The sequence below is a fragment of the Acinetobacter sp. S4397-1 genome, from assembly GCF_024129285.1.
Taxonomy (GTDB): Bacteria; Pseudomonadota; Gammaproteobacteria; order Pseudomonadales; family Moraxellaceae; genus Acinetobacter; species Acinetobacter lwoffii_C.
The window spans coordinates 1-13605 of the sequence record NZ_JAMXXZ010000044.1 but is presented as its reverse complement, the minus strand read 5'-3'; the positions used below and the strand labels follow the sequence as shown (position 1 = coordinate 13605).

The window sequence follows — 13605 nt, the reverse complement described above, 5'->3', positions numbered from 1 at the left end:
TGCCATCAGTTAAGGCAGGGTTGACTGGAACAACAAAGTCACCATTTTCATCTACTGTACCTGTACCAAGGATGTTGCCATCTTTGTCAGTCACTACAATTTCTGAACCTGGTTCACCTTTACCTGTCACTTCCGTACCATCTTCATTCAGAACGACATTTGTCGGCACTTCAGGTGCTTCGGTATCTACATCGCTGTCTGAGTCTGAGTCGCTGTCAGAGTCCGAGTCGCTGTCAGAGTCCGAATCGCTATCCGAGTCTGAATCGCTGTCCGAGTCCGAATCGCTATCTGAATCAGAGTCGCTATCTGAGTCTGAGTCGCTGTCTGAATCCGAGTCGCTATCGCTGTCTGAATCCGAGTCTGAATCGCTGTCTGAATCTGAATCGCTATCTGAGTCTGAGTCGCTGTCCGAGTCAGAGTCCCCTCTACTATTCGAATCACCTTGTACCGCTGCAATTGCCCCGCCTAAACCTGCAGCAAGGCCTGCCCCAATGAGCCATGGTGAAATAGCAAGTCCAGCTACCGACTCCTCAATGGCGAGCTGCTCCAAAGGAATGTAATTAATCGTGTCTAAAATGGCACCGGAGGCATCAGTAAACTGCGCCCAATACAATTCACCATCATTTTCAAAAATAATTTTATTAGATTCAGCCGGGAAATCGAAGTAATTTTCCAGCGTTATTTTTTCACCATTTTTAAGTGTAATAACTGCTGCATTACCTTGACGAGTAATTGTAGCTACTTCCTCAGTATTTAGATTTATCTTAACAATAGAATTTTGTGTAAGCTTCACAACATTCGTATTTAGGCTTTGAATGAGTTTGCCGTTTTCAGGCGAGATTATGTCTATATTTACCATTTGAAGTCCTTAATTTAAATACAGCGTATTAATTTCTAAAAACCAACAAAAGTTACATAGCACCAAAATCAAGAATATAGAATTACAAGAATAAGTCCTGTATTTATTCCTATCTTTAATAAAGAAATTGAGAGAAGATTGGGATAAAAAAATAAATATAAATAATTGATTTAAAATAATAAAAAAAAGAAAATCCCCTATATTTTATAGGTGATTATTCATATGAAAATAAAGTAATGTATATACAACATATTGATAAATCTAATATTAAATGTATTTTGTTGTATTTTTGTTAAAAAAGTTATATTTATTACAATACAAAACAATAAATAGCTTGAATTAATATAAACCAAACACAATTTTTGTTATTTATATCTTATACTTAAATAAATTATATTTTATATATATATATTGATTGTACATTATATCAACTAAAAGATTAATATATAGCCATTACTTATGACTGACTATATATTTTTAAAAAAGAAAAATTAATTCAAATATTTTAAACTCTATTTAAAATAATTTAACAAATCACTAAATTTTTCTATCTTATATTTTGGCAGGGCGAGCTTTAATTCTGCTTCACTACCATAGCCATAATTCACAGCAATCGATTCGATCCCATTCTGACGTGCCCCCAAAATATCGTACTCACGATCACCGACCATCATACACTGATTGGCCTGCAACTGTTGTTGCTCAAGAATATACTGGATCAGTTCTGCTTTATCGGTTCTATCGCCATTGAGCTCACTGCCATAAATTTCAATAAAGTATTCAGCCAGTTCAAAGTGCTCCAAAATCTGTTGAGCATAAACAGTGGGTTTCGCTGTTGCCACAAATAAACAATAACCACGGCGTTTCAGCTCAGCCAGCGTGTCTACCACCCCATCAAACACATGGTTTTCATACAGACCTTTGACTGCAAAACGCTCGCGATAACCCATCAGAGCTTGTTCAGCCAGAACATCATTTACTTCAATATTTAAAATTTTGGCCAGAGAGGCTTTCAAGGGTGGACCGATAATCCAGTCAATATTGATTTCATCGCCAATCGGATGGCCGACTTTCTCCAGACCATAACGGGCAGAAGCGGTAATTCCAACTTTTGGATCAGTTAAAGTCCCATCCAGATCAATCAAAATATTCCGTATCATCACTTTCCCCATGAAAACCTATATAAATTCATATCGAGAGTTTAGCCAAATTTGCCTATACTAGGATAATTTTTCATGAATAAAAGGACATCATTTTGCGCCCTACGGTACTTTGCTTTTCAGGTTTAGACCCATCTGGTGGAGCAGGTCTTCAAGCAGATATTGAAGCCATCGGTCAAAGTGGTGCTCATGCTGCAATTGCCTGCACTGCACTTACCATTCAAAACTCGCAGCAGGTATTTGGCTTCGAAGCCACCTCAAGGGACTTACTTCTGGCTCAGGCCAATGCAGTCGTGAATGATCTACCCATACGCTGTGTGAAATCCGGCATGCTGGGAACCACCGACAATATTGCCGCGCTGGCCGAGTTTTTAATGGCGCATCCTGATTATCTCTATGTGCTCGATCCGGTTCTGGTCGCCAATAGTGGCGGCTCTCTGGGCAATCAGGAGACTCTGGTCCAAGCATTTGCCCAACTCATTCCACTGGCTACAGTTTTAACACCAAATACGGTTGAGTTACGCGCCTTGACTGGTGAACAGAATTTAGAACGTGCAGCTAAAAAACTGTTTGAAATGGGCGCACAGGCGGTTCTGGTCAAAGGCGGTCATGAAGATACCCCAGAATATATTCAAAATAGCCTGTACATTCAGGGCGAACTGGTAAATGAAACCCGCTGCCCGCGCCTGGCAGGTGAATATCATGGCTCGGGCTGCTCTCTGGCCAGTTTTATAGCCGGACGCCTGGCAATAGGCGACCAGCTGAAAACAGCGGTACAGCATGCTGAAACCTGGTTATTTGGCGTATTAAAAAATGCCGACATCCCGGTCCCGAATGGTCAGAGAATTCCAAAGCGTTTCTAAGATCAAAAATTAAAGCCTGAGTCATTCAGGCTTTTTTAATCGCTACTATTGTTGTGGATAGTATTGTTTTATTAAATAGAGAAGGATTTGACATCAATCGTATGCTTGGTCTGTACTGCTCAACTCAAAATGCCTCATATGAACTTTCATCCAGTGTCTTCAGGCTATACCAACTTTTGATCAGCTTCCTCGTATTTAAGGCTATTGCTGCTATTTTCGCGGCTTATTTTAGTCTATCACATCAACTACAAGTCGCTTTCCATATGAATAAGCTTCTTGCTAGCAAAAAACGATACCATAGGGGCTAAATTGCCATTTACCCTGCCCCAATCTTGATGTAAAAAATGCCGTCCAGTAGTGACCACAAAACTCAAGCTGAGATATGGCCCGATCTTCGCGCTGTAAAAAGGTCAAGATTTTCTAAGCAGAGAGCAATTTTAATGAGAAGTTCTAGTTTTGAGCTTGTCTGTAAACTCGCGATTTTTAAAATTATGATAGACCTAAAATTATAAAAGTTTTTCTGTTTTCTTGCTGAACCGTAAAGAACGAGATTAAAAGCTTCATATAAAAAAGCTGTAGAGCAAAGATCCCGCCAGATCTCGATCTACAGCCAAATATTAAACGCTAAAGCCAGCCTTTATGCTTTCTTTACATATTCCGATTTCAGTTTGATTGCGCCCATGCCCTCAATTTTACAATCAAGATCATGCCCATCACTGGCATCAGGCAAAAGACGGATGTTCTTCACCTTAGTTCCTACTTTAACGACCGAAGAAGAACCCTTAAGTTTTAGATCCTTAATAACTGTAACCGTATCACCATCATTCAGGACATTTCCATATGCGTCTTTAATGCTAACCTCTTCTTCGCTCACTTCTCCCTCTTTCCATTCATATGCACATTCAGGACAAATCAGCAGGTCGCCATCTTCATAAGTATATTCAGATTGACATTTCGGACAGTTTGGTAGAGCCATAGTGACCTCAACGAAATAAAAAATATAGAAAAATCAAAAATAAAGAAACAGTATAGCATCTTTTCCCCATAAACTCATGGCTCGGCAACAGAAGCCTTTCTGTCTCGTCGAGAAACTCAGATATCTGAAATATGCGGGTTTACCAGCCAAGATAAAAGTTGTAACGATTCCTGCCAGCAGAGATGACTCACTGCCGGAGGTACCAGATCCGGATAGCCGACCTGAATAATATGCAGGCCAGTGCCAACAGAGACTTTTTCAAAGATAACCGTTACCTCAATTTCTCCTTCTGATTCCGGTGTAGAAAACTGATCGCTATAACGCAGTAGCTGATTGGGAATAACCTCATGATACATGCCATAAAAATAATGCTGAGTACCGGTCGAAAAATTGGTAAAAGTAATTCGATAACGCCCGCCCGGCCTGATCTCAGCATACTCGACTGCGGCAATAAACCCATGCGGCGCCAGCCACTTCGCCATTGCACCGGGATCGACAAAAGCGCGATATACCCGTTCGGGCGGCGCACTAAATACACGATACATTTTGACGGTATAACTCATTTCGGCTCAGCCTTTTTATTTATATTTATTATAAGGAAAGGATCTTCCTGATCCTGACCATGCCATCGCTCATCTCAATCAGCTTTATATTTTATCCAAGCCATTCGGGTATATATATTATTGCTCTGTATCCAGAATCTGCCAAACGTTCCTCCAGATTGACGCTGAGGCACATTTTTCAACTCCTCTCAGGCAGGGAACAAAAATAAGGCCAATAAAAAACCCGGCAATACCGGTTTTTTTATTGGATCATTCTACAAAAGCTTAACTGTTGAGCGGCAAGTTATTCTCATCCTCATCCAGATCGTCATCATATACATAGGCCATACAGCCCCAGCCATCATATTCGCCCTGAAACTCGGAAGCAATTTTGCTAAACCATTGTTCCAGATCGACAATATCCTCATAGGCCGGTTCCATATAAATATAAATGGTAATAACCCATTCCAAGGTGTCACTTTCTTCATCCTGAAACAGGCTGATTTTCTGTTCTTCTTTTAATAAATGCAGCGCACAGCGATCGGCCTGATCTTCATCACTAAAGACGATTGAAAATTCAATTTCATGCGCTTCATCCAGATCATCGCCATCCTGGTGCATTTGCCACAACACATTGCCATTTTCATCATCGGGGAATTTTTTGTAATCGCGTGACATAAACCTGTCCTTATTCTGATGGTGTTTTATTGTGCTGCTAGATTAACTGATTTTCAAACCATTATCGAGTTTCCTACAAAAAAACATGCGCTCTTAAACAAAAACAAACATATGATTTTTATACATAAAGCTTTGTATGAAGTCAGCCACATTCATCCTAAGAAACCCCATAGCCCCAACCCTATATTTAGAAAATACGCAGCTATTGAAATCCGGCAAAAAAAAGGGGAAAGACTGATATTCAAAGCAAATGTATTTAAATCGGCTAGAATGGAGCCTGGGCATGAATATCAACCTTAATTCCACTTAAAGGCTGCTCGAACATCAGCTGACTGGCATGCAGTGCCATCCGCTTTAAAGGACTGCGCTGTGGTTTCGGATGATAAAGTTTATCTCCGGTAATCGGATGGCCAATATGTAGCATATGCACTCTGAGCTGATGTGAGCGACCTGTAATCGGTGTCAGTAAAATCCGGCTAATATCTTGTTCCGCCGAATATTCAAGCGACTGATATAAGGTCTGTGCTGCCTTCCCCAGCTCATAGTGCACCATCTGACGTGGGCGGTTTTCCCAGTCTGTAATTAAGGGCACATCTACACAACCTTCGCCTTTGAGCTGGCCTTGCACCAAGGCCACGTACCGTTTGAAGACCGTTCTTGCCTGAAACATTTTACTGACTGCAACCTCGGCCGCACGATGTTTGGCGAACATTAAAATACCTGACGTTGCCATATCCAGACGGTGAGTAATTTTTGCCTGTGGATACTGGTCAAGTATGCGTAAATAGGCACTATCCCGATGCTCGGGCAAACGTCCCGGAACCGACAATAATCCGGCCGGCTTTTCAATCACCACCAGATCTTCATCTTCATAAAGAATCTGTAGCGCGTCTTGCGGTGGAGCATAGACAAAGTCGTCGTTAATTGGCATGTACAAGTGAAGAATCAGGTGAAAACCGGCAAAATAACAAGCCGTCTTCCGCCTGTCAATCCAGCCCCCTAAAGTACCGGCTAATCTGCCAGATAGTATTCAACTGTTGATACCACCCGGACTTTCTTCAGATAGGGCGTATTGCTGTCCCGGTCTTCAATACTAAACAGCCCCTGATTGGCCAACTTGATTTTCCCCAGACTGCTTTTTGAATAAACTGATTCATCAGCCTCCAATCAACGCCCTTGATATTTTTACACTTATTTTTATAATTTCGGTTCCAATCTGCAACGCATAGCCTTTATGAGCTGATTTATATAAAAGCTTCCTCTCTGTTGGGGTTCTAAAGTAATCAAGAGCCTCAAAATAAGCTCATTAAAAACTACATCAATAAATCTACACCCTATAAAGCGCTACTCATACAGCGGGATTTAGATGAGCTTGTATAGAAGCGTCTGAGGCTAAAATAGCAGATTGATGCAGAAGAAATGAAGGCTTATATGTATATGCTGCAAGTCTGGAAGGATAATCAACAGCTGATTTATTTTAGGGCGTGTCCTCATTTCATTTAACGAAGCAAATTACTCTGTATCTTGTTTAATAAATCAGCAATTCCTTCATTAAACATTCAATTTTAAGCATCTAAATAGTCATTTTTTGAACTATTTATCAAATGAGGACAGCCCCTAGTTCTTCTCTGGTTATTCTTTGAGAATTCTTTAGGGTGTTGGGAAAACTCTGAATGGTTTACTTCAACTATCACTCTTTGTAAGAAATGATCTTATAGCCTATAAACTTTTGATCTATAGCGTCCTAAGCCGAATCGAGACCTTTTGGGTACGTACTGCACTCGCGTTTTGCGCCGCTCACAGCATGCTACTCTTTTCGATCCCATCACACCCTTGAGAGATATAATAGATAAAACCCGACGGGATTAATTTCCTATGTTTTTTTAATTTTCTGGATTTTTGAAAATTTATTTCTTTAGACATCTATGAATCGAAAAATATTTCCCCTCTCCCTTATTTGATGCTATTTTCTTCTGGAAAAACCAGTTTTCACGGTATTTTTATACGTGAGTTTTTACAGCAGTCATTTTAAAAGCATGGCCTATTATTGTACTTGGATTAAATTCTACTGATGGACTGTAAAGATAACTCAGCTCTAGTCAGCCCCTGATTTAATAAGGCTAACTTTGAATTAGAATGTTTCAGATAGATCAAAAGCCATCACCACTCAATCAAGCTAATTACATTCAAATAGAATTAATGCCAGTCTGGCAGGAAAACGCTTACGGAAAATGATATTCAGGTTATATAACAATATCAGGCCGAATCCACCTGTCACTCATCTAGCCCATCGTTAAAGGCCCATAAAAGTTTTTGAATAATCAGGTTGATCACCACAATCTGAACAGATTTAATGCACAAACAGATGACGGGTATGATGATTGATATAGGCATTCAAGCCATCGCCATATTGAGCCAGCTGCTTCATATTTTCGACATGCTGATAGCCTGCGCTACTATAGCTATAGGTATAAACTTTTGAGCTTTTCTTAAATTGAACCCGAATAAACTCTCTACCAATCTCATAATTGGCCACACCTGAATCATGATTCAGATCGAGATAATGTTGCAATTGAGCCGTTCCTAACACTATAAGTCTTATCATTTATATGGGGATTTTTCGATCAATTTTCAAATTCTACTTCTCGCCTTAATCATAGCTTTGGTGTAGTCAGACATTCTGAGAGTCGAGGTGAAATTAAATATATAAAAATCAATATAATTCAGCATCTAGATAAGAATTAAGTAGTTTAAGCATGAGCAGATATTGAAAAACCCCACCTTAGGAGTGGAGTTTTTTCAGTAGTTAATTTTTTTAAGTTTTAGACCGGTCTTATACAGCACAGCATTTGCTACAACCTTCTACTTTTTCAGTCGGCCAATTTATTCTTGCACGCTGATAAGCCAGTGCATAATTGGCGAAATACCCCAGCACAACTTGATCGTCAAATGCGGGTAAATCCTCACAACCGAGCGTTGCATTGTGTATTAGGTGTATGCCTTGGGCTATCGGTTTTTCATCTACAATAAATTTTATCATTTTTAGTTCCCCCATGTTTTTTTAGAATTTTCAACCTTCAAAAAACCATACAAAAATTATGTGTTTATAAAATTAAACCGATAATGCGCAAAAATCAATCATTTTCATAAAAGATGATAGTTTTTGAAATTGAATAAAAAAGACAGTTAATTATAAGAAAAATAGTTTAAAAAAGAGATTTTGCCTGATTGAGAAATTCGTCTTGGCTTTTTAAATGGTATGGGAGGTTTTTATAAAACTTACTGTCAAATTAATGAAAATTAGCTTTGTATCATAGAACAATCTATATCTTCCTGTTTCTTCTGTTATAGCCAATGCACGCCTCATATCACCTTCACAACCAGAACAACGCCCAATACTGGCACTCAAAATGACAAGACGGACAATAAGCCGATCTATTCCCTCTTGTTAGACAACACACGATTGAACTCCCTAGGGTTACAGTCGACAGGCCACGCGCATTGAATGTACTCATTTATACGGTTCCTGCCGTACCACTCCCTACAATAATCGCCTTGGCCCAACTGGCAAACTGTGACATTGCTCCACCACTGACAACCATACTGGTGAGTGTGCCCGCGAGCCTTTTTGCCGGGGTCGCTATGGTGTCTAAGACATTATCGCCCCATGGCATATAGTAAGTTGCGATTTCACAGAAGATAGCAATACGCCAAGCGATACCCACGAATAGTATTGCCAAATACTCAAAACTTCTCATAGGTTCAAACCATCCTATGAGAGCAGTAATACTCATCAGCAACAAGGAAACAAATACGCGCAAACCGCAGGCTGTAGGCTGTAGGCTGTATCCAAGGCATAAACCTAATACTGTTTCTCTATATATGCCCATCTAGTGCTTGATGCTTTTTATAAAGTTCTAGATTTAAAGTAACAAAAAAGCCCTATGGAGTAATAGGGCTTTTTTTAAAACAGGGAGTAACTGTTTTATTTATGCTGCTTAGGCATTCTTATTGTTGAATTGATTGCCAAGGCATTTGGTACACGGGGGTAAACGATCAGTACCAATTTCTAAGTAGGTGCGGTGGCCGCATTTGACACAAAAATAGAAGCCTGTTCCGGGTTTTTGACCAGCTGTAACCATCTTTGCTCTCCATAGGTTTTAGAAATGGTGAACTTAGTGTATATCCAAAATGTAAGGGCTGTCTATTGGTTATTTTGAATAAAAATGATGTCATTTTTGCAAGAAATGATTTCAGAAAAATTATGCTGGGTTTATAAAGGTTGAGCGAGCTCCTTTAATGGTTGCAATTTGCATTACAGCTGAAGCGCTTTGTGATCTTATGCTGGCTCCTCCTCTCTTTTTATAAAAAGTCAAAGAGTATGGATGCCAGAACTTTAAGCAAGCTACAGTGACTATTTTTTACATAACATTAATTTGTTACCAAAAAGGAAAAATTCAGCTATTTTCCTTCAAGGTGAACTTTCTAAGTTAGCAGATAGCTTGACTACAACCTGTTATAAAAACTTTTGCGGCAGTCATTAGATTGCTCTATTCCAATTATTTAAACCATGATTCTTAGTTCCGCGATTATAAAACACATTATATTTGTGCAGATAATTTGAACTAATACTCTCAATTAATTTCTGATATTTCATAAAATGAAGATTGCGTTAGATTTGACTTTCGCATGTGCTTTCATGATTCTGCGAATATACCTAACTTTTTCGACTCACTACACATGGGTTGCACTTGGAATTTGAATCCGCGGTTAAATAAATATAAATTAATCTTATTGGGCAGTATAACCACCGTCTATTACCACAGCTTGTCCTGTCACACCGCCCGCCTTATCACTGGCAAGAAAAATTGCATAATCTGCAATTTCTTCCACACTCAATAAGCGTTTTTGTGGGACCATCTCCAAAATCACATCTTCTAATGCACTTTGTTCGCTGACATTGCGTGTTTTAGCCAAGTCATGAATTTGACCACGTACCAATGGCGTATCAACATAACCGGGACATAAAGCATTTACTGTAATGCCGTCACCAGCGCACTCTAAAGCTGCGACTTTGGTCAAACCAATCACACCATGTTTAGCACTGTTATAGCCCGCCTTACCTGCAAATCCAATTAAACTATTAATCGAAGCCATATTAATAACACGGCCAAACTGCTGGGCTTTCATGATTGGAAATGCATACTTGATACCAATAAATGAACCCACCAACATGACATTTATTAGCTTTTGATATACTGCCGTTGGAAAGTCTTCAATCATGGCAATATATTGAAAACCTGCATTATTGATTAAAATATCCAGACGGCCATAAGTTTTTTGAGTCAGTTCAATGGCGGCTCTATATGCCTCTTCATCTGTGACATCACAAGGCGCAGACAACGCGTCAAAGCCTTCTTTTTGAAATGCAATCACAGCTTCAGTGCACTTTTCTGCATTCATGTCAGAAATAACAACTTTAGCCCCCTCCTTGGCAAATTTCTTTGCAATTTCATGCCCAATACCACTGGCTGAACCTGTAATAAATGCAACTTTATCTTTTAGCAGTTGACTCATCATATCCTCCGTTGTCTGATTTTTTTCATTCTAAATTCTTAAACAACACCCAACCAAGTAAAGGCAGCAACCACTACAAATACAGCAATGGTTTTAATGATCGTAATGGCAAAAATATCTTTATAGAATTGATTGTTTATGGGTTAAAACCTGTGACCACAAGTAAGGTAACTGCGCCATTATCCGTAAAGTATCTATACCGCATAATGCCATTGCTGCATTGTACTGATCCGCCATCACACCTAGGACAATACTCATCCCCCCCGAGGCTGAACCCATACTCCCGTTAAAGCCACAGTGGTAGCAGTTCATTTTTGCTGGGCATTTTCATCAATGATTTTTTACTCAATTCCAAGTGATAGATTCCAGTAGTTAAATTAAGCAGACCAAATAGTTTAGTGCGATCAATTGGAGTGCTTTAGTCTTCAATATATGATGCTTGCTTAACGTCAGATGTATCGCTATGGTTTGATTTATTTTATTGTCTATTGTTGGGGAGAAAATATCAGCTAATGGTTTTAGCCTTGGTATAGCTACAGTATTCGGCTTAGTTGAACCCCATTTATATAATTTCTTTGTTGTAAAGAAAACTCAAAAGACAAAAAATACACAGCTTCCCATCAAAATATAAATCAAGAGTTACAATAATGCGATGGAACTAATATGTCTTGGCTCATCGCATTATTTATTTTAGTGCGTGTGACGGTAATTATTTTTAATTGACACATAATTCAGAAAATGAAACGTGTATAACAACAGTGGTTAGTTTAATAAACTCAATTGATTAATTTAAAATCATTATGCTAAGGTGAAACTGGCTTAGCGTCAAAAGGGTATCAGCTCAATAAAGCAACCATGATCCTAGGCCTTTTAGAAAAAACGTTATGGATAACGATAAAATAACAACAGGGAGAAATAATGGGCACTTTAGCAATCCTCATCTCATTGGCATTACTGATGTTTTTTGCCTATCGAGGTATTTCAGTACTGATTTTGGCACCAATTATGGCAGCGATTGCCATTTTTCTTTCTGGCGACATGCTATATATGATGCCACAGTACACAGAAACCTTTATGTCTGCTTTGGGCGGCTATATTTTAAAATTCTTTCCTATTTTTTTATTGGGTGCCTTATTTGGCCAGTTAATGGTTGATTCGGGTGCTGCATCCAGTATTTCAAACTGGATCATGAAGAAATTAGGGCATAACCGAGCTATTTTGACCGTGGTATTGGCGTGTGGTGTATTAACTTACGGTGGGGTATCACTGTTTGTGGTGGCTTTTGCTATTTACCCCATTGCCAAGTCCATGTTTCAAGCGGCAAACATTCCAAAGCACTTAATTCCAGGTGCTATCGCTTTAGGCTCATTTACCTTTACCATGACCGCTCTACCAGGTTCGCCTTCCATTCAAAATGCGATTCCGATTCCTTTTTTTGGTACCAATGTATTTGCTGCCCCGGGTATTGGCGCCATTTCCGGTTTGATCATGTTTGGTTTGGGCTGTATGTGGTTACAAAGCCGCGCCAGTAAAGCTTATAGAAATGGCGAAGGATACGGTATTGATACCCAAGAAGCAGAAAACTTAGAAGACGGTTTGAACTCTCAAGGTGAAATGCCAGTATTTTTGGCATTTTTACCCTTGCTGTTGGTCATTGGTGTAAATGCTCTGTTCACCTACATTCTTTTTCCCAGCATGGACTTCAGTTCGTTCAAAGAACTCTATCCAAACTTAGATCCAAGCAAACAAACAGGTTTGTGGGCATTGGTGATTGCCTTGATGGCGGCATGTTTAAGCTTGATTTTATTACGCTTGGGCAAATGGAATAACTTAAAAGAAACTGTAAACAAAGGTGCGTTGGGTTCGATGTTGCCAATTTTCAACACAGCTTCTGAAGTGGGCTATGGTGCAGTCATTGCATCATTGGCGGGCTTCGTGATTATCCGCGATATGGTGCTAAATGTATCAAGTAATCCATTGATTTCAGAAGCCATCGCCATGAATATTTTGGCAGGCATTACCGGTTCTTCTTCTGGCGGTATGTCGATTGCCTTATCGACTTTGGGTGCCGATTACCTGGCCATGGCGACTGCTGCTGGTATCAACCCTGAATTATTACACCGTATTGCGGCATTGGCGGCAGGCAGTTTAGATACCCTGCCTCACTCAGGTGCGGTTATCACATTACTGTCTATCTGTGGCATGACGCACAAACAATCTTATGGCAATGTGGCCATGTGTACGGTTGCCATTCCACTGGTATCGCTTGTTGTAGCGATTACTTTGGGTACGCTTTTCGGCTCATTCTAATCCGTATTTACAGGATGCTGCAAAGCGTCCTGTAGCCATTTTTAAGGATTAAATATGAAACTGGCTTAGATAGATGACTTTCATATAGATTGATCTGATACCTTAAACCGCACTATAGCCCCCGAAAAAGGCTCTCAATTTGCGATTTTTAAAACCAGTTTATGAAAGTAATGGTATTGATGTCATCGCTACAGTAACCAAAGTTGTTCATGAGCGGAAACGGGTTTACTGTGACACCATTTACAACATACATGGCCAAAGAGTGATTGAGGGCGAAGTAGAATTCTAGGGACCTAGTCGCATAGTTGCACTAATTTACCCAAATCTCTGGTATATGCGCAAATAAAAAAACCCCACTTAACAGCAGGGTCTTTTTACAATAATAACAATTACTTTAAGCTTAAAGTCTTATGCTACATTGCCTTCCAGAAAATCCTGTGCAAAGCGCTGCAATACTCCACCGGCTTCATAGACAGACACCTCTTCCTCAGTATCCAGACGACAAGTCACCGGGACTTCAACAATCTGATTCTTGCCATCTTCAGTGGAACGCTCAATCACCAAAGTCAGGTCAGAACGCGGCGCAATATTCCCCATCACGCTATACAGCTCCGTCCCGTCCAGCTTCAGGGTTTTACGA

The 13605-nt window shown here is 39.7% G+C and carries 14 protein-coding genes and 2 pseudogenes; 2 read left to right on the top strand and 14 right to left on the bottom strand.

The window, feature by feature from the left end; all coding sequences use genetic code 11:
- Both NI467_RS13600 and NI467_RS13595 read right to left on the bottom strand, forming a co-directional pair.
- A partial coding sequence (locus NI467_RS13600) for a BapA prefix-like domain-containing protein (protein WP_253153392.1) occupies positions 1–859 on the bottom strand: 859 nt, incomplete at its 3' end.
- A gap of 512 nt (positions 860–1371) precedes the next feature.
- Complete coding sequence (locus tag NI467_RS13595) at positions 1372–2019, bottom strand: HAD-IA family hydrolase (protein WP_253153391.1); 648 nt, start codon at positions 2017–2019, stop codon at positions 1372–1374.
- 95 nt (positions 2020–2114) lie between these two features.
- Here NI467_RS13595 and NI467_RS13590 point away from each other — a divergent pair, with 95 nt between their 5' ends.
- Positions 2115–2882: a hydroxymethylpyrimidine/phosphomethylpyrimidine kinase gene (locus tag NI467_RS13590; protein ID WP_151205108.1), complete on the top strand. Its 768-nt coding sequence runs from the start codon at positions 2115–2117 to the stop codon at positions 2880–2882.
- Positions 2883–3519: 637 nt separating this feature from the next.
- Here the strand turns inward: NI467_RS13590 and NI467_RS13585 are convergent.
- The 11 genes and pseudogenes from NI467_RS13585 to NI467_RS13535 all read right to left on the bottom strand — a co-directional run.
- Entirely contained in the window at positions 3520–3858 is a 339-nt protein-coding gene (locus NI467_RS13585; protein WP_151205107.1) for a zinc ribbon domain-containing protein YjdM, read from the bottom strand.
- A gap of 116 nt (positions 3859–3974) precedes the next feature.
- Positions 3975–4421, bottom strand: a complete 447-nt coding sequence (locus NI467_RS13580; protein WP_151205106.1) for an SRPBCC domain-containing protein — start codon at positions 4419–4421, stop codon at positions 3975–3977.
- Between the two features lie 264 nt (positions 4422–4685).
- Positions 4686–5078, bottom strand: coding sequence for a ribonuclease E inhibitor RraB (locus NI467_RS13575; RefSeq protein WP_253153390.1), 393 nt, complete (start codon positions 5076–5078; stop codon positions 4686–4688).
- Positions 5079–5343: 265 nt separating this feature from the next.
- Complete coding sequence (locus tag NI467_RS13570) at positions 5344–6009, bottom strand: pseudouridine synthase (protein WP_253153389.1); 666 nt, start codon at positions 6007–6009, stop codon at positions 5344–5346.
- 80 nt (positions 6010–6089) lie between these two features.
- A complete protein-coding gene (locus tag NI467_RS13565; RefSeq protein ID WP_253153395.1) occupies positions 6090–6245 on the bottom strand; it encodes a hypothetical protein in 156 nt (51 codons plus the stop codon).
- A 1183-nt stretch (positions 6246–7428) separates the two neighbouring features.
- A complete protein-coding gene (locus tag NI467_RS13560; RefSeq protein ID WP_151205103.1) occupies positions 7429–7650 on the bottom strand; it encodes a hypothetical protein in 222 nt (73 codons plus the stop codon).
- A gap of 261 nt (positions 7651–7911) precedes the next feature.
- The gene (locus tag NI467_RS13555; protein WP_151207550.1) at positions 7912–8118 is read right to left on the bottom strand and encodes a hypothetical protein; all 207 of its coding nucleotides are present in this window, start codon (positions 8116–8118) and stop codon (positions 7912–7914) included.
- A gap of 478 nt (positions 8119–8596) precedes the next feature.
- Positions 8597–8968: pseudogene (locus NI467_RS13550) on the bottom strand (DUF4126 domain-containing protein); the annotation flags it as partial.
- Positions 8969–9076: 108 nt separating this feature from the next.
- Positions 9077–9220, bottom strand: coding sequence for a hypothetical protein (locus NI467_RS13545; protein ID WP_086322766.1), 144 nt, complete (start codon positions 9218–9220; stop codon positions 9077–9079).
- Between the two features lie 649 nt (positions 9221–9869).
- Positions 9870–10655 carry a 3-hydroxybutyrate dehydrogenase gene (locus NI467_RS13540; protein ID WP_253153388.1) on the bottom strand — a complete coding sequence of 262 codons (786 nt, stop codon included), beginning with the start codon at positions 10653–10655 and terminating at the stop codon, positions 9870–9872.
- A 38-nt stretch (positions 10656–10693) separates the two neighbouring features.
- A pseudogene (locus NI467_RS13535) lies at positions 10694–10940 on the bottom strand (GntP family permease); the annotation flags it as partial.
- 630 nt (positions 10941–11570) lie between these two features.
- Here NI467_RS13535 and NI467_RS13530 point away from each other — a divergent pair.
- Entirely contained in the window at positions 11571–12965 is a 1395-nt protein-coding gene (locus NI467_RS13530) for a GntP family permease (RefSeq protein ID WP_253153393.1), read from the top strand.
- A gap of 408 nt (positions 12966–13373) precedes the next feature.
- Here the strand turns inward: NI467_RS13530 and NI467_RS13525 are convergent.
- A partial coding sequence (locus NI467_RS13525) for a hypothetical protein (protein ID WP_253153387.1) occupies positions 13374–13605 on the bottom strand: 232 nt, incomplete at its 5' end.

Coding starts and splice junctions, on each gene's coding strand:
- NI467_RS13595 (WP_253153391.1), bottom strand. CDS start 2,019: ATGATACGGAATATTTTGATTGATCTGGATGGGACTTTAACTGATCCA.
- NI467_RS13585 (WP_151205107.1), bottom strand. CDS start 3,858: ATGGCTCTACCAAACTGTCCGAAATGTCAATCTGAATATACTTATGAA.
- NI467_RS13580 (WP_151205106.1), bottom strand. CDS start 4,421: ATGAGTTATACCGTCAAAATGTATCGTGTATTTAGTGCGCCGCCCGAA.
- NI467_RS13575 (WP_253153390.1), bottom strand. CDS start 5,078: ATGTCACGCGATTACAAAAAATTCCCCGATGATGAAAATGGCAATGTG.
- NI467_RS13570 (WP_253153389.1), bottom strand. CDS start 6,009: ATGCCAATTAACGACGACTTTGTCTATGCTCCACCGCAAGACGCGCTA.
- NI467_RS13555 (WP_151207550.1), bottom strand. CDS start 8,118: ATGATAAAATTTATTGTAGATGAAAAACCGATAGCCCAAGGCATACAC.
- NI467_RS13545 (WP_086322766.1), bottom strand. CDS start 9,220: ATGGTTACAGCTGGTCAAAAACCCGGAACAGGCTTCTATTTTTGTGTC.
- NI467_RS13540 (WP_253153388.1), bottom strand. CDS start 10,655: ATGAGTCAACTGCTAAAAGATAAAGTTGCATTTATTACAGGTTCAGCC.